Raw genomic sequence first — 18,370 nt, 5'->3', positions numbered from 1 at the left:
GTGGAAGACCGAGCAAGCGGACATGATCTGTCCGGTCAAGGAGATGGCGGGCTTTCCGGCGGTTGTCTCGGTGCCGGTACGCGGGTTTACCCGGCGGACGGGGCAGCGGCACCGTCCTGGACTGCAGTATCTGCTAGCCACAGGGCGGATGCATGGCTTCGAGAGCCTGGCCGAGCGGAATCTGCTGCTCGCCCTGGACTTCGTCGGAGCCTTGACCGAGGTGCTGTCACAGCCGTTCAAACTGAAGTTCGCCACCGCGGACGGCAGCAGTGAGGACCACACCCCCGACTTCCTGGTGCTCTTGCCCGAAACGGCTCTGCCGATCGACGTCCGGCGCGGGCGGCGGTGCGTTTGACTCCGATGATATGGGCGATCTGAGCGTTCTTTTGATAGACGCCAGGGCGGACTTCATGGATCACGGGGTAAGGGCACCCAGGTGCGTAGCAACGGCCGCTGCCAAGGGTCCGAAGAGCTGCCTCGACAGCGGCGGGAATGCTTCGCCGCCGCGCTGCATCATCGGGTGATTGCCCCATATGAACAACCCAGGCGATGCCTTCGTACGGTCCAATACCAGAATCCAGCCCAGATCGATTCCCGCGAGTGCATCCAGCAGTAGTGAGCTCCCGCTATTCGATCAAGCAACCATCCGAGCCCCGAACACCCCCGCCGGCTCAAACGCTCATCCGCCGATGCAAGTGACCATAGTGCCATTGATGGCACCAACGGCCGGGATCGACCTCGCCAAGCCAGTTGCCCGGTCCGCCAGATCGGCTGCTCAGTCTCACCGAGGTGACCGAGCGCTTCAGTTGGCGAGTGAGCGTACGAGTTGGCGAGTCGAGCGGGCAGCATCGACGGCTCGGGGGGCTGGGCGGCGTGAGCGTCGAGCAGCGGCTTCATCCGCCGGCAGGAGGGCCGTTGCGGCCGACCCCGGCGGCCATCGCTTCACCTGCGTGGATGATCGAGCTGAGCATCGCGTGAGCGTCTTGGAGTTGTTCGATGGAGCGGCTCAGGCGCTCGCGTTCACGCTCTAGGTCTTGGGCCATTTCCTCACAGGTCGGCGCCAGGACGGCTCCCTCCTCAGTCATGCAGGGCAGCACCTCCCGGATCAGGTCGGTGTTCAGTCCGGCCGCGAGCAGGATCCGGACCCGGCGCACCGCGGCCACATCGGGCTCATCGAACTCGCGGTAGCCGCTGGCCCGTCGCTGCGGCCGCAGCAACCCTTGCTGCTCGTAGTACCGCAGGCTCCTGGTGCTGACGCCGGTCCGCTTCGACAGCTCGCCGATGAACACGTGACTCCCAATACAGCAGTTTGACTCTGACATTGACGTCAAGGTTTAGCTTAGCCGCCATGGCAACGAACCACAGCACACAGGCACGTTCGACCATCGACCCGAAGCCCCTGGCAGGTAAAAGGGCGGTCGTCACCGGCGGCACCATCGGCATGGGCCGAGCCATCGTCCAAGCCCTGACCGATCGCGGTGCCGAAGTGATATACACCGGACGCAGCGACCAGCGGCTCGCCGAGGCCCAGGCGGCGCTCGACAATCCGCTGGCCCACCCGGTGCGCTCCGATGTCACCGACATCAACGCCATCACCGCCCTGCGCGATCAGGTCGCCGACCGCCTCGGCAGCATCGACCACCTGTTCGTCAACCAAGGCATCGCCGAGTTCCAGACGCTCGAAGAGGTCACAGAAGAATCGTGGGACCGCGTCTTCGACGTTAACGCCAAGGGCGCCTTCTTCACCGTCCAGCGACTGGTACCGCTGATGTCCGAGGGTGGTTCGATCGTGTTCACCACCGTCTCCAACGACCGCATATTTCCCGGCCTCAGCGCCTACTCCGGAGCGAAGGAGGCCGTCGCCGCCTTCTCGAAGGTGCTCGCCGCCGAACTGCTCCCCCGCAAGATCCGCGTCAATGCGATCGCCCCGGGCTTCATTCTCACCCCCACCATGGGCGTCGCCGAGCTGACCGACGAGCAACGCGCCGAGTTCATCGAGCAGGGCAACGCCTCCACGCCGATGGGCCGAGGAGGCACCGTGGGAGAGGTCGCTGCCGCCGCGCTGTACCTGGCCGCCGAGGCCACCTTCACCACCGGCGTGGAACTGCCCGTGGACGGCGGGTTCGGCCAGGGCCTCGGCCAGTGATCGCCTCCGCCCGGTAGACGCCGTTCTCCTGCGGCCGACCGAGCCGGCCGCAGGAGAACATGGTGGTGATGCGCGGATGGTGATGCTGGTGGTGCGGCGGGAGTGGGGATGCGGTGCCGGGGCGGCCGGCAGTGGCGGGCGGGTCTGCGCGGGTGGCCGGTCAGGGCAGGATCTCGACGTACCCGTCCGTTCCGTGCACGCGGATGCGCTGGCCGTCCCGGATCAGCCGGGTGGCCCGCTCCACGCCCACGACGGCCGGCAGGCCGTACTCCCGGGCGATCACCGCGCCGTGGGTCATCAGGCCGCCCACCTCCGTCACCAGACCCGCGATTCCGACGAACAGCGGCGACCAGCTGGGGTCCGTGAAGGCCGTGACCAGGATGTCGCCCGCTTCGAGATCCGCCTCCGCCATGTCGAGGACGACGCGGGCCCGCCCCTCGACGGTCCCGGCGGAGACGGGCAGGCCGGTCAGGGCGCCGGCCGGCACGTCGTCGCGCCGGTACGCCCCGGTGACGGCCTCACCGTCCGAGGTGAGCACCCGGGGCGGTGTGAGCGCCTGGTACGAGCGGAACGCGTCCTTGCGCTGCTGGACGAGCCGCGCGTCCACCCGGTTCGAGCGCACGGCGTCGTGGAATTCCTGGAACGTGAGGTAGAAGATGTCCTCCTTCTCAGGAAGGACGCCGGCCTGCACGAGGCGCTCGGCCTCCCCCAGCAGGGCCTGCTTGTAGACGAAGTAGCGGCTGATGATGCCGTACTTCGGGTACTCCCGGTATCCGATGAAGGTTCTGACCCGGTCGATCATCCGCTTGGCCTCGTCGGCCTTCCGGTCCCCGTCCGGCAGGGCCCGCAGGCGTGACAGCACGTCCTCTTCCTTCTGCCGCGCCTTCTGCCGCCCTTGCTCGAAGCGCCGCTCGGCGGCCCCCGGCTCGAAGTTCCTGACGTTGTCGAGGATCACGGGCACGAGTGTGGTGGGGCGCTCGCGCCACCGCGGCCTCGTGATGTCGATCTCGCCGACGCAGCGCATGCCGTACCGGTCGAGGTAGGTCTCGATGGCGTCGCGTGCCTCGGTACCGCCCGGGAGCTTCGCCAGCCCGTCCAGGAAGTTCTCGTCCTCGACGCCTTGCAGGAACGCCACCACCTCCGGATGCGGGCGGATCGCGTCCGCGACGTCGAGCAGCGCCAGTCCCATCTCCGACGTGATGTTGTCGGGGGCGGACAGCGTGAGCGTGTCAGCGGCGTTCTTCTCGCCCAGCCACTCCTGCAGGTTGTCGTTGAGCCACCATGTGGCCTCCATCCCCGCCATGATCGCCCGCATGCTCAGCGGATCGCCGAGGACCCGCTTGTGCTCCTCGAAGGCCTCCAGCAGGAAGTCGAAGAGCGCGGGCCCGGTCTTCGTCCGGATGTCGCGCTCCAGGGCGGCGACGGACCCCCGGCTGCGCTCGATCAGTTCGGTGACGACGGCCGGATCGGTCTCGACCGGGGCGGGCGCGCCGCCGGCCGGGGGCCCGCCGGGGGCCGCGTCCGGGAGCGTCGGGACGAAGCCGTCACGGTCGAGGACGGTCTCCAGCGCGTCCCTGACCAGCGGATCGCCTCTGCCCATGAGGTCCAGGAGACCGGCGCGGCTCGCCGGCGCGGCCAGGCGCCGGGTGACGTCGACGAAGAGCCGCCCGCCTGCCGTCTGCATCGCCACCATGGCCGTCAGCTGCCACACGGACAGCCCCAGGGGCTTCATGGGGTCGGTCATCATCTGCTGATGTCCGACGGAGACGTAGACGTGGTTCTCCTGGTCGCCGGTCTCGGGGACGGGGAACAGCGTCGTGATCGGCCGGCTCTGGACGATCTGGAAGTCCTCGTCGGCCAGGCACCATTCGATGTCCTGCGGGCGGCCGAAGTGCGCCTCGATCCGCCGCCCGAGCCGCACGAGCCGCACGGCCTGCGCGTCCGTCAGCGCCGGCTGCTCCTGCCGCTGCGGGTCGATCGCCACTTCCCGCGTTCCGCCGTCCGGCAGGGCGTGAACGGCACGCTGCTTGGCGGCGATCGTCTTGGCGACGACCTCGCCGTCCCGCACCGTGAAGACGTCCGGGTTCACCAGTCCGGAGACCAGTGCCTCGCCGAGGCCGAAGCCGGCGTCCACGGTGGCGACCTTCCGGTTGCCCGTGACGGGGTCGGCCGTGAACAGGATGCCGGCCGCCTGCGGGAAGACCATCCGCTGCACGACCACGGCCATGTGGACCGTACGGTGGTCGACGCCGTTGCGCTGACGGTAGGTCACGGCCCGCTCGGTGAACAGCGAGGCCCAGCACCGGCTGATGTGCCGGAGGACCGCCTCCGGTCCCACGATGTTCAGGTACGTGTCCTGCTGGCCGGCGAAGGAGGCCGTCGGCAGGTCCTCCGCCGTCGCGCTGGACCGGACGGCGCAGGCGGTCCGCTCGCCGAGCCGGGCGAGCGCGCGGGTGATCGCCGCCGCCAGGTCGTCCGGGACGGCGGTCTCCTCGATGGTCCGGCGGATCTGCGCGCTGAGGGAGCGGATCGCCTCCCGGTCGTCCGGGTCCAGGCCCGACAGCCGATCGAGCGCGTCGTCGATCGGCGGCGCTTGCGCCATGATCCGCCGGAAGGCGTCCGTCGTCACGCAGAAGCCCGCCGGCACGCGGACGCCGTCGATCCGCGACAGCCCGCCCAAGTGCGCGCCCTTGCCGCCGACGACCGCGACCTGCGTCTCGTCGATCTCCTGAAGATCCCGCACGTACTGCCCGGTCATCGCGACACCTCCGGGACAGTCGTACCCCGTCGCCCCGCACCGGCCGACCGGGTCACCGGCGCCTCCCGCCCTGCCGAACCTCTCGTCGGACACGTCCTGGCCGCCGGCTCCGCTCCTTCTGCCGAGTCGGCCGACCCCTTGCCCCGGACGGACGGCGCACACAGCCGCACCACGGCCCCGGCGCCTCGCGACCGCACAGCCGCTCCCCCCACTGGTCCGACGTCACCGCGTCCCCCGTACGTCGACAACACACGCACCTCGTGCCCCCCATTTCCGCTGGTTGTGGCCTCGGCCGAGCATTTTGCGCCACCCACGGGGTCTTGCCGCAAGCCCCCCGGTGCGCTATAGGTTGAAACTGGAGGGGACAACTCTGACCCGGGCATCTCGTATGGGCCCGCGCGGTCCCCCACCTCGCCGTTCCCCACTTCACCGTCCACCGCGGAGCACGGACCGTGAGCCGCGTGCTCGGAACCGGCCCGCGGGCACGAAGACGGCGGCTTTCGCTGCGCCGACGCCTTCCCCCAGCCCCTCCGGCAGTCTGCGGCGGGGTGAGTGGTTCTTGCTCGGGCGCAGTAGAAAACCGCCGACGCGTTGTCCGCGTCGGCGGTGAGATCCGGCATCCGGGCAGCAGGCCTCGGCCGTGCGCTGAAGTGGGCGACGTGGCCGGGAGAGCAGTTGCTCCGGCCCCGGCACCGGGCCGGGTCGCGGGGCGGGAGGCAGTCACCGGCGCGCCCGTGGCCGGGGGCGGTGAGCCGTCCCCGCCCGCTACTCGCCCTTCTCCTGCCGCTCGCGCTTCTCCTTGTTCTTCTCCTTGATCCGCACGGTCTCCTTGCGGACCTCGGCCTGGGTGGCGCGCTCCTTCTGCAGCCACTCCGGGGACTCGGCCTTCAGCGCGTCGATCTGCTCCGTGGTGAGCGCCTCGGTGACGCCGCCGCGCGCGAGCCCCGAGATGGAGACGCCCAGCTTGGCCGCCACGACGGGGCGCGGGTGCGGGCCGTTGCGACGCAGCTCCCGGAGCCACTCGGGCGGGTCGGTCTGCAGCGCGTTCAGTTCGGCGCGCGAGACGAGCCCCTCCTGGAATTCGGCGGGGGTGGCTTCGAGGTACACACCCAGCTTCTTCGCCGCGGTCGCGGGCTTCATCGTCTGGGTGTTCTGGTGCGACGTCATGATGTCAAGGGTATCGATCGTGTGAGCCGCCGCTGACCACGACCGGTAACCTGGCGGAGTGACAGGCTCGGAAGAAACCCTCTCGTTCCGGCTCGCGTACGTCCCGGGGGTGACGCCCACGAAGTGGGTGCGGATCTGGAACGAGCGGCTGCCCGGCATTCCCCTCACGCTCGTCCCGACGTCCGCCGCCGGGGCGTACGACGTGCTGCGGGACGGCGGCGCCGACGCGGGATTCGTACGGCTGCCGGCCGACCGGACGTTCTTCAGCGCGATCCCCCTCTATACGGAGACGACGGTGGTCGTGGTCCCGAAGGACCACCTCTTCACGGCGGCCGACGAGATCTCCACCGGGGAACTGGCCGACGAGATCGTGCTGCACCCCCTCGACGACACCCTCGGCTGGGAGCGCCCGCCGGGGCAGCCCGCGTTCGAGCGCCCCGCGACGACGGCGGACGCCATCGAGCTGGTGGCGGCGGGCGTGGGCCTGCTCGTCGTACCGCAGTCGCTCGCCCGCCTGCACCACCGCAAGGACCTCAAGTACCGCACGGTGTCGGACGCCCCCCAGTCCCAGGTCGCGCTGGCCTGGCCGGAGGAGCGGACCACCGACCAGGTCGAGGACTTCATCGGGATCGTCCGCGGCCGGACCGTCAACAGCACCCGCGGCCGGTCCCAGCCCCAGGAGCAGGCCCGGTCGAAGGCCGGGAACGCGGGCAAGGCCGGCGCACGGCAGAAGTCCACGGCCGGTAAGCCGGCCGGCAAGGGCGGCCCGAGGGGCCCGCGCGGCGGCTCGGGGGCCGCGAAGGGTGCCCGGCGCGGCAAGCCCCGCCGCCGGTCGTGATCAGCGACGGGGCGGGGCCGGCGCCGGAGCGGTCGTAGTTCCCTCGCGGCGGAGCCGTCGTGGTTCCCGGCGCCGGAGCTGCCGTAGCTCCCTCGCGCCGAGCGCCGTAGTTCCCTCACGCCGCGTGGTCCCCCCGCGCCGCGTGGTCGCCCCGGGCCGGGGCGCCGTACGTCAGCTCTCCGGACGGACCGCCTCCCACCCCCGCTCCAGCAGGGCGAAGATCTCTTCGGTGGCCTGGCGGCGCTCCGGGCGCCGGTCGGTGAGGGTGCGGGAGGCGAGCGCGAAGTGGGCCAGGGCGGCGCAGGTGACGTCGTCCTCGGGGGCGCCGACCTGCTCGGCGATGGCGCGCGCCAGGGCCGATTCGTGGCGCATCCACATGCGCTGGGCGTAGTCGCGCAGCGCCGGCGTGTCGGACACCAGGCGGATGAACGCGGCGATCTCGGGGTGCGCGTGGTCCTTCTCGCTGAGCAGCACGTACTCGCGCAGGGCCTGGAGGACCGACTGTCCGGGGGCCCGGTCGCGTACGGCGGCGACGAGGGCCGCCTCGATGTCGTCGTCCTGGTCGAAGACGAGGGCTTCCTTGCCGGCGAAGTGCTTGAACAGGGTCGTCACCGACACGTCGGCGGCGTCGGCGATCTCCTTGACGCCGACCTGCTCGTAGCCGCGTTCCAGGAAGAGCCGCAGGGCCGCGTCGGCCAGTGCCTGGCGGGTTTGGGCCTTCTTGCGTTCGCGGCGGCCGACGGGGGCGCCGCTCTCGGCGGGCGGCGGGGGCTCGATGCGGGGAGCGGGTTCGGTCACGGACGCAGCCTACCTCGTGGTGTATCGAGTTCGAAGGTTTAGCCGTTGCGCTTTTTTAGTGGGTGTGCTTTTTTGTGAGGCGCCGGACGTTCGGTCCGGCGCTCCGTGCACCCCTGGAGGGGGACCCCATGAATTCCACCCGGGCGGCCCGTGTCGCGATCGTCGGCGCGGGCCCCGGCGGCCTGGTCTGCGCCCGTATCCTGCAGCGCCACGGCACCTCCGTCACCGTCTTCGAGCGCGAGGCGGCCTTCGACGCCCGCCCGCAGGGCGGCTCGCTCGACCTGCACCCGGACACGGGCCAGGCGGCGATCCGCGCGGCGGGACTGCTCGACCGGTTCCACGCCCTGTCCCGCCCGGAGGGCCAGGAGTGGCGGTCGGTGGACCACGCCACCGCGGCCGCTCTGGAAGAGGAGTGGCCCCCCGGGGACGAGGGCGCGGGCGTGGAGGACCGGCCGGAGATCGACCGCGGGCATCTGCGGGGGCTGCTGCTGGAGTCGCTCGCGCCGGGGACGGTCCGCTGGGGGCACGCCCTCGGCAGCGCCCGGCCGCTCGGCGACGGCACCTGCCGCCTGGTGTTCGCGAACGGCGCCACCGAGGACTTCGACCTGGTCGTCGGTGCCGACGGCGCCTGGTCACGGGTCCGCCCGGCCGTCTCGGACGCCCTGCCCGCGTACACGGGTGTCGTGTTCATCGAGACCGGCTTCGACGACTGCGACGTACGCCATCCCGGGCTGGCGGAGCTGGTCGGTCCGGGCACGCTGATGGCCAAGTCCGGCTCGGCGCTGCTGTGCGCCCAGCGGAACAGCAACGGCCACATCCGTACGTACGTGGCGATGCGGGTTCCGCAGGACTGGCACACGGCCGCCGGGGTGGACCCGGCCGATTCGGCGGCTACGCGTGCGTTCCTCGCGCAGCGGCTCGACGGCTGGGCCGAGAGCCTGCGTTACGCCGCGCTGGACAGCGACCACGATCTTGTGCACCGGCCGCTGTTCGCGCTGCCCGTTCCGCATGTCTGGGAGCACGTACCGGGCGTCACGCTGCTGGGTGACGCCGCGCATCTGATGCCGCCCCTCGGCGTGGGCGTCAACCACGCGCTGCTCGACGGCGCCGACCTGGCCCGGGCGCTGATCGACGAGGAGCGGACGGACGACGCCGTGCGCGCGTACGAGGAGCTGATGCTGCCGCGGTCCTCCGAGCTGGCCAAGAGGTGTGTGGAGGGGCTGAAGCATCTGGTGCCGTAGGCGGGGCGGCCGGTGCGGCCCTTGGCGGGCGTCCGGGGGTACGGCTCGCATGGGCCTGAACGGGTCCGCCCCGGCTGGGCGGAAATGCCGGCCGGGGCGGACCCGTCGCGTTCGTGCGGGGCGCGGCGGACGGGGGTGCGCCCCGTCCGCCGGCGCCGCGTCAGCCGCCGAGGGTGGCCAGCGCCTGGTTGAGCGTGTTCGACGGGCGCATGACGGCCGCGGCCTTGGCCACCGAGGGCTGGTAGTAGCCGCCGATGTCGGCCGGCGAGCCCTGGACGGCGATCAGCTCGTCGACGATCGTCTGCTCCTGCTCGGCCAGCGTCGCCGCGAGGGCCGCGAAGGCCTGGGCCAGCTGTGCGTCCTCGGTCTGCTTGGCCAGCTCCTGGGCCCAGTACAGGGCCAGGTAGAAGTGGCTGCCGCGGTTGTCGATACCGCCGAGCTTGCGGCTGGGCGACTTGTTCTCGGCGAGGAACGAGCCGGTCGCGCGGTCGAGGGTGTCGGCGAGCACCTGGGCGCGCGCGTTGCCCGTCTTCTGCGCGAGGTGCTCGAAGCTCACCGCGAGCGCGAGGAACTCGCCCAGGCTGTCCCAGCGCAGGTAGTTCTCCTTGACCAGCTGCTGGACGTGCTTGGGCGCGGAGCCGCCGGCGCCGGTCTCGAACAGGCCGCCGCCGTTGATGAGCGGTACGACCGAGAGCATCTTGGCGCTGGTGCCCAGCTCCAGGATCGGGAACAGGTCGGTGAGGTAGTCACGCAGCACGTTGCCGGTCACGGAGATGGTGTTCTCGCCGCGGCGGATGCGCTCGACCGAGAACTTCGTCGCCTCGACCGGGGACATGATCTCGATGCGCAGGCCCTCGGTGTCGTGCTCCGGGAGGTACTGCTTGACCTTGGCGATGAGGTTCGCGTCGTGCGCGCGGCCCTCGTCCAGCCAGAACACGGCCGGGTCGCCGGTCGCGCGGGCGCGGTTGACGGCCAGCTTGACCCAGTCCTGGATCGGGATGTCCTTGGTCTGGCACATGCGGAAGATGTCGCCGGCGGCGACCGTCTGCTCCAGGACGGCGTTGCCGTCCTTGTCGAGGACCCGCACCGTGCCGGTGGCGGGGATCTCGAAGGTCTTGTCGTGGCTGCCGTACTCCTCGGCCTTCTGCGCCATCAGGCCGACGTTCGGCACCGAGCCCATGGTCGACGGGTCGTAGGCGCCGTTGGCCTTGCAGTCGTCGATGACGGCCTGGTAGATGCCGGCGTAGCTGCTGTCCGGGATGACGGCGAGGGCGTCCTGCTCCTGGTCGTCCTTGTTCCACATGTGGCCGGAGGTACGGATCATGGCCGGCATGGAGGCGTCGACGATGACGTCGCTCGGGACGTGCAGGTTGGTGATGCCGCGGTGGGAGTCGACCATGGCCAGGTCCGGGCCCTCGGCCAGCTCCGCGTCGAAGGAGGCCTTGATCTCCTCGCCCTGGGGCAGCGCCTCCAGGCCCTTCCAGATGCCGCCGAGACCGTCGTTCGGGGTCAGGCCGGCCTTGGCGAGCACGTCACCGTACTCGGCGAAGGTCTTCGGGAAGAAGGCGCGGACCACGTGGCCGAAGATGATCGGGTCGGAGACCTTCATCATCGTGGCCTTCAGGTGCACCGAGAACAGCACGCCCTCGGCCTTGGCGCGGGCGACCTGCTCCTTGAGGAACTCGCGCAGCGCGGTCACCCGCATCACGGACGCGTCCACGACCTCGCCGGCGAGCACCGGTACCGACTCGCGCAGGACGGTGGTGGAGCCGTCGTCACCGGCCAGCTCGATGCGCAGGGCGCCGTCCTCGGCGATGACCGCGGACTTCTCGGTGGAGCGGAAGTCGTCGCCGGTCATGTGCGCGACATCGGTCTTGGAGTCGGCGGACCAGGCGCCCATGCGGTGCGGGTTGGCCTTGGCGTAGTTCTTCACCGAGGCGGGGGCGCGGCGGTCGGAGTTGCCCTCGCGCAGCACCGGGTTGACGGCGCTGCCCTTGACCTTGTCGTAGCGGGCGCGGATGTCGCGCTCCGCGTCGGTCTTCGGGTCGTCCGGGTAGTCCGGCAGCGCGTAACCCTGCTCCTGCAGCTCGGCGACGGCCGCCTTCAGCTGCGGGATCGAGGCCGAGATGTTCGGCAGCTTGATGATGTTGGCCTCGGGCGTCTTCGCCAGCTCGCCGAGCTCGGCGAGGGCGTCGTCGATGCGCTGTTCCTCCTGGAGCCACTCCGGGAATCCGGCGATGATGCGGCCCGCCAGGGAGATGTCACGGCTCTCCACCGCGACCCCGGCCGTCGAGGCGTAGGCCTCGATCACCGGCAGGAACGAATACGTCGCCAGGGCCGGGGCCTCGTCAGTGTGTGTGTAGATGATGGTCGAGTCAGTCACCGGGTGCTCCGCTCCACGTCTGCAACATTGCTCGACATCAAGATATCTCGTGATCGGCCCCTTCCAGGAAGGGCCCTGGCCACCGCGGCCGGGACGCCCCGGTACGGCCGGAACGTACACCGGCGGTGAGCACGCCGCCGGGCCGCCGCGGACGCCGCTCCCGCCGCCCGGAACCGCCTGTGCGACCTCCCTCCGTCGCGACGCGTACCGCTCGACATGCGCGGCGCGTACCGCTCGACATGCCATCTCCTAGTTGAAGACAACCTACAAAATGCGGGCCCCGGACTCCGTGGAAGCCGCCACCTGTCACGCCGAATATCCCCTGGCAGAGTCGGAAGCAAGGCGATCAACCCCCGGGTGCCGACACCCGGGCGAGTTGTCTCCCTACGACAAACCCAACGCCAAGCCCGACGACGAGCTCGACGACAAACCGAACGCCGGGCTCAACGACGGACAAGCCAAACGACAAAGGGGGCCATCCCATGCCTGCTGCCATCGTCACCGACGACGTGCTGGTCACCGGACTCGGAGCCACGACCCCGCTGGGCGGGGACGCCGCCTCGACCTGGGACGCCATGCTGGCCGGCCGGTCCGGCATCGGCGCCATCGAGGAGGAGTGGGCGGCCGGGCTGCCCGTGCGGATCGCGGGCCGGCTCAAGGTCGAGCCCGGCGAGGTCCTGGACCGGGTGCAGGCCCGGCGCATGGACCGGTGCGAGCAGGTCGCGCTCGTCGCGGCCCGCGAGGCGTGGGCCGACGCGGGCGCACCCGACGTCGACCCCGAACGGCTGGCCGTGGTGATCGGTACGGGTACGGGCGGCGCGCTCACCCTGCTCGGCCAGGACGACGTGCTCGAAGCCTCCGGCGTACGGAAGGTGTCCCCGCACACCGTCCCGATGCTGATGGCGAACGGCCCCGCCGCCTGGGTCAGCATCGAGCTGGGGGCGCGCGGCGGCGCCCACACCCCGGTCAGCGCCTGCGCCTCCGGGGCCGAGGCCATCGCGACGGGCCTGGACCTGATCCGCCTCGGCCGGGCCGACGTGGTCGTGGCGGGCGGCGCGGAGGCCTGCGTCCATCCGCTGCCGCTGGCCGGCTTCGCCCAGGCCAAGGCCCACTCGACGCGCAATGACGAGCCGCGGCGGGCGTCGCGCCCGTTCGATGTCGACCGGGACGGCTTCGTGATCGGCGAGGGTTCGGCCGTGGTCGTCCTGGAGCGTGCCGGATTCGCCGCGGCGCGCGGGGCCCGCGCGCACGCCGCCCTCGCGGGCGCGGGCGTCACCTCGGACGCCCACCACATCACGGCCGCCCACCCCGAGGGGCAGGTCCGTGCGATGCGGCTGGCCCTGGCCGCCGCCGGGCTGTCCCCGTACGAGATCGAGCACGTGCACGCCCACGCGACGTCCACGCAGATGGGCGATCTCGTGGAGGCCCGGTCGATCACGGAGGCCATCGGCACCCACCCGTCCGTGACCGCGACCAAGTCGATGACCGGCCATCTCTTCGGGGCGGCCGGAGCGGCGGGCGCTCTCGCGGCGATCCTTGCCGTACGCGACGGTGTCGTCCCCGCCACCCAGAACGTCGACACCCTCGACCCGGAGATCGGGCTCGACGTCGTCACGGGCGAACCGCGGAAGGGGGCCCTGAGCGCCGCGCTGACGAACTCCTTCGGGTTCGGCGGGCACAATGCGTGCCTGGTATTCGTGCCGGTGGTTTGAGGGGACCGGGCGGGGTGAGGGCTGGGGGCGGGCCGGGTCAGGGCTGTGAGCGCCGGTGCGCCGCCACCCGCTCCCGGGTGGCGCAGCGCCGGGAGCAGTAGCGGCGCGGGAGGCCGCTGCCCAGCGCGAGATAGACGTTGTCGCAGGTGGACGAGGCGCAGACGCCGCCGGGCGGGCGCTGGTGGTGCCAGATCAGGGCCATCAGGCACAGGCACGACGAGGCGAGGAACCACTCGCCCCACGGGGCGTCGTCGTCACTGTCGAGGTGCGGGTGCCAGGGGCTCGCGCCGTCGTGCGAGGTCAGACGCAGGGTGCCGGCGGTGCGCCGGAGGAGGCGGTTCAGCGCTTCCGCGGCGGGACCGGTCCCGTCGGCCGTGAAGACCTCGCGGAGGAGCAGGGCGGCGGATCGCATCTCCGCCACGTCGGTGGCGGACAGTGCGATGGCCGATTCGGAGGCGCCGGCTGTTGCGGGGGCGCCGGCTTTTGCGGGGGCGCTGGCTTTTGCGGGAGCGCCGGTCCCTTCGGGCTTACCGGACTTGCTGGAGTCGCTGAAGTCAGTGGACTCTCCGTGTTCGCGTAGCAGGGCCGCGATCGTGGCCGGCGCCGGTGCCGCCGCCTCGCCGGTCAGGGCGTTGACGAGGGCGGCGGTGCGCCGGGCGGTGGCCTGCACCGAATGCCGGGTGATCCATTCCCGGCGGGCGGCCTGGGGGCGAGGGGCAGGGAGTGCGGAGGCTGCGGGCTGATCGGATCGTACGGGCTGTGGCTGTGGCTGTGGCTGTGCGGAGGCTGTGGGCTGCATGGGCGTTGACGGTAGTGCTGCGGGCCGTTCCGATGTAACGCATATGGGCAAGGTTTCCGTTACATACCTAACGTGACGCGCATGCGAAAGCGTTACGCGATGGGGTCCGCCCTCGCCGGGGCGGCACTGGCGCGCGTGGGAGACGAGATGTCGGGGCCCGCTCTGCTGGTGGCCGGACCGGCGTTCACCGGATCGGCGTCCGCGGGTCCGGCGCTGCTGGCCGGGATCACGGTCGCGGCGGCGGCCGGCGGCCCGCTCTTCGGCGTCCTGCTCGACCGATCCGCGCGGCCCGGCCGCCTGCTGGCGGGCGCGCTCGCCGGTTACGCGGCAGTCCTGGCCGTCGTCCTGGTGAGCCTGGGGCACGTACCGATCGCGGTCAGCGTGTTCGTGGCGGTGGGGGCCGGGCTGCTGGGACCGGCCCTGTCCGGCGGCTGGACCGCACAGCTGCCGCGCGTCGCGCCACCCGAACTCCTCCCCCGGGCGATCGCGTTCGACGCCATGACGTTCAACGCCGCCGCGCTGGCGGGCCCCGCGCTGGCCGGGCTCGTCGCGGGCGCGTCCGGGGCGGCGGCCGGCGTGCTGGTGTCCGCCGCGCTGATCTGCCTCGCCGTTCCGTCCGCCCACGCGCTGCCCGGAGGACCGGTGACGCGCCCGGCGGCGTCCGCGTCGGTCGTGGCCGGGCCGGCGGCCGGGTTCCGGGCCGTGCGCCACACCCCGCGCCTGGCCCGCGCGACCGTGACCTCGGTGGTTTCCTGTACGGGCCAGGGCATGCTGACGGCGTGCAGTCCTCTGCTGGGGGCGCGCGTCCTCGGCGACGCGCGGCACGGCGTCCTCCTGCTCTCCGTCGTCGCCGCCTCCGCCCTCGCGGCCAACGCGGTGCTCGCCCGCCGCACCGGGCCACTGCGCCCGGACACCGTCCTCGGATGCAGCACCGCCGTACTCGCCGTCGCACTCCTGATGTCGGCGGCCACCGGCCCGCCCACGCTGCTCGTCGCCGCCGCGGTCGTCGCGGGCGTTGGCGAAGGACCGCAGCTCACGGCGCTGTTCGCGGTACGCCATCGCGAGGCGCCGGAACACCTGCGGGCCCAGGTCTTCACCACCGGCGCCAGCTTGAAGATCACCGGCTTCGCCCTCGGCGCGGGCCTCGCCGGGCCGGTCGCCGCCCGCTCGCTGCCCGGCGCCCTCTTGACGGCCGCCGCGCTCCAACTCCTCGCCGGACTCCTCTTCTTGGGGTGCACGCTGCTGATGCGCCGTACTCGTACGCGCCGCACGCCCCCGGAAGAAGCACTGCCCCACCGGTAGTCCGACCGACGGGCCCAGGAGCACGACCACCGGGCCAGGGGCACGACCACCGGGCCAGGAGCACGACCGGCGGTCCCAGGAGCACGACCACCGGGCCAGGGGCACGACCGGCGACCCCAGGAGCATGACCGCCGGAAGAAGCACACCCACCGGAAGAAGCGCAGCGCCCGGAAGAAGCGCATCCCCCGGGAAAGACTCAACCCCCGGAAGAAGCACAGCCCCTCTCGCCCCGTCGGCCCCCGGCTCGTAGGGTGCTGCGCATGCTCCTGTGGATCAACGGTCCTTTCGGCGGCGGCAAGACGCAGACCGCGCACGAGATCCGGCGCCGGCTCCCCGGCAGCGTCATCTGCGACCCCGAGCACGTCGGGTTCGGCCTGCACCGCATGGCGCCCCCGGCCCTGCGCGGCGACTTCCAGGACCTCCCGGCCTGGCGGCAGGGCGTATACGAAGTGCTGGACCTGGCCCTGACCAAGCACCCCGGTACGGTGATCGCCCCGATGACGCTGGTGGAACCGGCGTACTTCCACGAGACCGTCGGCCGGCTGCGGGACCGCGGGCACGACGTCCGGCACTTCGCGCTGCTGGCCGACCGGCGAACGGTGCTGCGGCGGCTGCGCGAGCGCAGCTTCGGGCACGCCCTGGGGTTCGTCGCGGGCAAGAACACACCACTGCGGCGGGAGAGCTTCGCCGAGGCGAAGCTGGACCGGTGCCTGGAACGGCTGAACGGCCCGGAGTTCGCCGAACATGTGTGGACCGACCGGCGCACCATCGCGCAGGTCGCCGACCACATCGCCGCCTCGGCCGGGCTGGCGCTGGCCCCGAACACCGACAGCGTGCTCCGGGGCCGGCTGCGCCGCACGTGGACGAGCCTCAAGCACATCCGCTTCGACTGACCGGGACACGTCGAGTCGCCCGGGAGACGGTCGCCCGGAAGACGGCAGGAATTCGGCGGGGATTCGACAGGGGGCGGCGGGAGGCATCGGCCTGGTGTCACATTCGGGGGAAACGGTTCGTCAATGCTCCGACGGAACACGACGGGAGCATGTGACAGGTGGACGAGAAAGATCTTCTGGCGGAGCGCTTCGAGGAGCACCGGGCGCATCTGCGGGCGGTGGCGTACCGGATGCTCGGCTCGCTGAGCGAGGCGGACGACGCCGTACAAGAGGCCTGGCTGCGGCTGAGCCGGTCCGATGTCAGCGGTGTCGCCAACCTCGGCGGGTGGCTGACGACCGTCGTGGGCCGGGTGTGCCTGGACCTGCTGCGTACGCGTACGGCGCGTGGTGAGGAGCCCCTCGACGTACGGGTGCCGGACCCGGTCGTCGGCAGCGTCGGGGGTACCGGCGGCGGAAGCGGTACGGACGGGGCGGCCGACCCCGAGCACCAAGCCCTGCTGGCCGACGCCGTCGGTCTCGCCCTGCTCGTGGTGCTCCAGACGCTGGCGCCCGCCGAGCGTCTCGCGTTCGTCCTGCACGACATGTTCGCGGTGCCGTTCGACGAGATCGGGCCGGTGATCGGGCGCACCCCGGCCGCTGCCCGGCAGCTCGCCAGCCGGGCCCGCCGCCGGGTACGGGGGACGCCCACCGCGCCGGACGCCGACCTCGCCCGGCAGCGGGAGGTCGTCGACGCCTTCCTCGCCGCCTCGCGCGGCGGCGACTTCGAGGGGTTGCTCGCGGTGCTCGATCCGGACGTGGTGCTGCGCGCCGATGCGGGCGCCGGGTTCCCGGGCCGGGCCGCAACGGTCCGCGGGGCGCGCGCGGTGGCGAGCCGGGCGCTCGCCTTCCGGCACGCCTCGCGCCGTGCCCGGCACGCGCTGGTGAACGGGGCCGCGGGTGTCGTCACCGTCGAGGACGGGGTGCCGGTGTCGGTGATGGGGCTGACGATCGCGGGCGGAAAGATCGCCGCAATCGTCATCCTCGCGGACCCGGAACGGCTGCGGGAGCTGGATTTGCGGGTGGTGGACACGGACGCCGACGCGGATTCGGGATTGGGCTCGGGATCGGGCAGGAGCTCGGGCTCGGATGTGGCCTCGCGCTCGGCTCATTGAGTTCCTTAAGTGCAGGGCTTGCGTGCTTGAAGAGTTGGTGCAGGTTCAGGCCACGACCATTCGTACGGAGCAACCGTCCTGTGCGACGCGACGCGACGCGACGGGTACGGGCGCGGTGGAACACCTGCGGTGTTCCGCAGGTGGAACCGGGGGTTTTCCCCATGGTGGCGGCCGTGACGTCACCGTAATCTGATGATCGCCGCGCAGGGAGGCGCGGCGATCGGTCCGCACCGGGCATGCGATCCGTGCACGGTGCGCCACGTACTACGAGGGGGAATTTCCGTGCGTCGTCATCTCCGCGTTTTCGCGGCCGTTGCGCTGGCCGGTGTCGGTGTGAGCGGGCTCGGCGCATGCGGGTTGCTGAACCGCTCCACCGCCGAGGACGACGCCACGCTCTCGGCGAACATCAAGTCCGTACGGCTGGACAGCGGTTCCGGCAGCCTCACCTTGCGCGGCAAGAAGTCCCTCGACGCGGTGAAGGTGCACCGCGAGCTCCACTACCAGGGCGACCGGCCGCAGCAGGCGAGCCACCGCGTGGAGAACGGGGTGCTGGTGCTGGGCGGTTGCGGGGACGACTGCTCGGTGAATTACACGGTCGACGTGCCGGCGGGCCTCCCGGTGACGGGCCGGACCTCGGCCGGGGCGGTGGATCTCTCGGATGTCGGCGAGGTGCGGGTGAGCACCAGTTCCGGCGCCATCGGTCTGAGCCGGGTGACCGGCCCGGTCGATGTCCGTACGTCCAACGGCAGGATTCACGGGCGCGGCCTGAAAGGCGAGGGGATAAAGGCGCGCACGACCAACGGCGCCATCGACCTCGTCACGGACACACCGCAGAACGTCCGCGCCGATACGTCGAACGGGGCCATCACGCTCACCGTGCCCGGCGGGCAGCGCAACCGGTACCGAATATCCGCCGAGACCGACAACGGCCACAAGAGCCTCGGCGTGCCCGACGACCCGTCCGGTACGCACCGGCTCGACCTCACCACGAGCAACGGAGCCATCACGCTCAAGGAGGGCTGATCCGAGGGGCAAGGGGACAGGGGGGCGGGGGCCCGAGCAGGGGTTGATCGAGGGGGGATGACGCGGGGCACGGTACCGCCGTGGGGGGGGGCCCGCCCGGGGTGGCGGCGCGGGCCGCCCCCCCCCCCCACTCAACCCACCGGGGGCACCCGAGCGAGA

Annotated in this window: 15 protein-coding genes; 9 read left to right on the top strand and 6 right to left on the bottom strand. The window is 71.7% G+C overall.

The window, feature by feature from the left end:
* Positions 1-22 precede the first annotated feature (22 nt).
* Entirely contained in the window at positions 23-355 is a 333-nt protein-coding gene (locus ACFV57_RS27070; RefSeq protein ID WP_385237596.1) for a hypothetical protein, read from the top strand.
* 538 nt (positions 356-893) lie between these two features.
* Here the strand turns inward: ACFV57_RS27070 and ACFV57_RS27065 are convergent.
* Positions 894-1,289: a MerR family transcriptional regulator gene (locus ACFV57_RS27065; RefSeq protein WP_385237593.1), complete on the bottom strand. Its 396-nt coding sequence runs from the start codon at positions 1,287-1,289 to the stop codon at positions 894-896.
* A gap of 59 nt (positions 1,290-1,348) precedes the next feature.
* Between ACFV57_RS27065 and ACFV57_RS27060 the strand changes: the two genes are divergently transcribed.
* Positions 1,349-2,146 (top strand): SDR family NAD(P)-dependent oxidoreductase, encoded by a 798-nt coding sequence (locus ACFV57_RS27060; protein WP_385237590.1) that lies wholly within the window; start codon positions 1,349-1,351, stop codon positions 2,144-2,146.
* A gap of 160 nt (positions 2,147-2,306) precedes the next feature.
* On the opposite strand, the gene rph is transcribed toward ACFV57_RS27060, so the two are convergent.
* Positions 2,307-4,904 (bottom strand): rifamycin-inactivating phosphotransferase, encoded by a 2,598-nt coding sequence (gene rph, locus ACFV57_RS27055; RefSeq protein WP_385237587.1) that lies wholly within the window; start codon positions 4,902-4,904, stop codon positions 2,307-2,309.
* A 765-nt stretch (positions 4,905-5,669) separates the two neighbouring features.
* Positions 5,670-6,071, bottom strand: a complete 402-nt coding sequence (locus ACFV57_RS27050; RefSeq protein WP_385237584.1) for a DUF5997 family protein — start codon at positions 6,069-6,071, stop codon at positions 5,670-5,672.
* Positions 6,072-6,129: 58 nt separating this feature from the next.
* Between ACFV57_RS27050 and ACFV57_RS27045 the strand changes: the two genes are divergently transcribed.
* Positions 6,130-6,909, top strand: coding sequence for a LysR family transcriptional regulator substrate-binding protein (locus ACFV57_RS27045; RefSeq protein ID WP_385237581.1), 780 nt, complete (start codon positions 6,130-6,132; stop codon positions 6,907-6,909).
* A gap of 171 nt (positions 6,910-7,080) precedes the next feature.
* On the opposite strand, the gene ACFV57_RS27040 is transcribed toward ACFV57_RS27045, so the two are convergent.
* The gene (locus ACFV57_RS27040) at positions 7,081-7,707 is read right to left on the bottom strand and encodes a TetR/AcrR family transcriptional regulator (protein WP_385237578.1); all 627 of its coding nucleotides are present in this window, start codon (positions 7,705-7,707) and stop codon (positions 7,081-7,083) included.
* Positions 7,708-7,835: 128 nt separating this feature from the next.
* Here ACFV57_RS27040 and ACFV57_RS27035 point away from each other — a divergent pair, with 128 nt between their 5' ends.
* Positions 7,836-8,948: an FAD-dependent oxidoreductase gene (locus ACFV57_RS27035; protein ID WP_385237575.1), complete on the top strand. Its 1,113-nt coding sequence runs from the start codon at positions 7,836-7,838 to the stop codon at positions 8,946-8,948.
* Positions 8,949-9,108: 160 nt separating this feature from the next.
* Here the strand turns inward: ACFV57_RS27035 and ACFV57_RS27030 are convergent, their stop codons facing one another.
* Positions 9,109-11,331 (bottom strand): NADP-dependent isocitrate dehydrogenase, encoded by a 2,223-nt coding sequence (locus ACFV57_RS27030; protein ID WP_385237572.1) that lies wholly within the window; start codon positions 11,329-11,331, stop codon positions 9,109-9,111.
* Positions 11,332-11,813: 482 nt separating this feature from the next.
* Here ACFV57_RS27030 and ACFV57_RS27025 point away from each other — a divergent pair, with 482 nt between their 5' ends.
* Positions 11,814-13,043, top strand: a complete 1,230-nt coding sequence (locus ACFV57_RS27025; protein ID WP_385237569.1) for a beta-ketoacyl-[acyl-carrier-protein] synthase family protein — start codon at positions 11,814-11,816, stop codon at positions 13,041-13,043.
* A gap of 37 nt (positions 13,044-13,080) precedes the next feature.
* On the opposite strand, the gene ACFV57_RS27020 is transcribed toward ACFV57_RS27025, so the two are convergent.
* Positions 13,081-13,713, bottom strand: coding sequence for a CGNR zinc finger domain-containing protein (locus ACFV57_RS27020; RefSeq protein ID WP_385237566.1), 633 nt, complete (start codon positions 13,711-13,713; stop codon positions 13,081-13,083).
* 210 nt (positions 13,714-13,923) lie between these two features.
* On the opposite strand from ACFV57_RS27020, the gene ACFV57_RS27015 reads away from it, so the two are divergent.
* The 4 genes from ACFV57_RS27015 to ACFV57_RS27000 all read left to right on the top strand — a co-directional run bounded on the left by ACFV57_RS27015 (position 13,924) and on the right by ACFV57_RS27000 (position 18,211).
* Positions 13,924-15,144 (top strand): MFS transporter, encoded by a 1,221-nt coding sequence (locus tag ACFV57_RS27015; RefSeq protein ID WP_385237563.1) that lies wholly within the window; start codon positions 13,924-13,926, stop codon positions 15,142-15,144.
* A 260-nt stretch (positions 15,145-15,404) separates the two neighbouring features.
* Positions 15,405-16,037 carry an AAA family ATPase gene (locus ACFV57_RS27010; RefSeq protein ID WP_385237560.1) on the top strand — a complete coding sequence of 211 codons (633 nt, stop codon included), beginning with the start codon at positions 15,405-15,407 and terminating at the stop codon, positions 16,035-16,037.
* A 158-nt stretch (positions 16,038-16,195) separates the two neighbouring features.
* On the top strand, positions 16,196-17,188 hold the full coding sequence (locus ACFV57_RS27005; RefSeq protein WP_385237557.1) for a sigma-70 family RNA polymerase sigma factor: 993 nt from the start codon (positions 16,196-16,198) through the stop codon (positions 17,186-17,188).
* 282 nt (positions 17,189-17,470) lie between these two features.
* Positions 17,471-18,211, top strand: coding sequence for a DUF4097 domain-containing protein (locus tag ACFV57_RS27000; RefSeq protein WP_385237554.1), 741 nt, complete (start codon positions 17,471-17,473; stop codon positions 18,209-18,211).
* Positions 18,212-18,370 lie beyond the last annotated feature (159 nt).

This window comes from Streptomyces sp. NPDC059788 (assembly GCF_042732265.1).
Classification (GTDB): domain Bacteria; phylum Actinomycetota; class Actinomycetes; order Streptomycetales; family Streptomycetaceae; genus Streptomyces.
The sequence above is the reverse complement of the archived record's forward strand: the minus strand, read 5'-3'. Positions and strand labels throughout refer to the sequence as shown.

Coding starts and splice junctions, on each gene's coding strand:
- ACFV57_RS27060 (WP_385237590.1), top strand. CDS start 1,349: ATGGCAACGAACCACAGCACACAGGCACGTTCGACCATCGACCCGAAG.
- ACFV57_RS27025 (WP_385237569.1), top strand. CDS start 11,814: ATGCCTGCTGCCATCGTCACCGACGACGTGCTGGTCACCGGACTCGGA.
- ACFV57_RS27035 (WP_385237575.1), top strand. CDS start 7,836: ATGAATTCCACCCGGGCGGCCCGTGTCGCGATCGTCGGCGCGGGCCCC.
- ACFV57_RS27050 (WP_385237584.1), bottom strand. CDS start 6,071: ATGACGTCGCACCAGAACACCCAGACGATGAAGCCCGCGACCGCGGCG.
- ACFV57_RS27070 (WP_385237596.1), top strand. CDS start 23: ATGATCTGTCCGGTCAAGGAGATGGCGGGCTTTCCGGCGGTTGTCTCG.
- ACFV57_RS27015 (WP_385237563.1), top strand. CDS start 13,924: ATGCGAAAGCGTTACGCGATGGGGTCCGCCCTCGCCGGGGCGGCACTG.
- rph (WP_385237587.1), bottom strand. CDS start 4,904: ATGACCGGGCAGTACGTGCGGGATCTTCAGGAGATCGACGAGACGCAG.
- ACFV57_RS27010 (WP_385237560.1), top strand. CDS start 15,405: ATGCTCCTGTGGATCAACGGTCCTTTCGGCGGCGGCAAGACGCAGACC.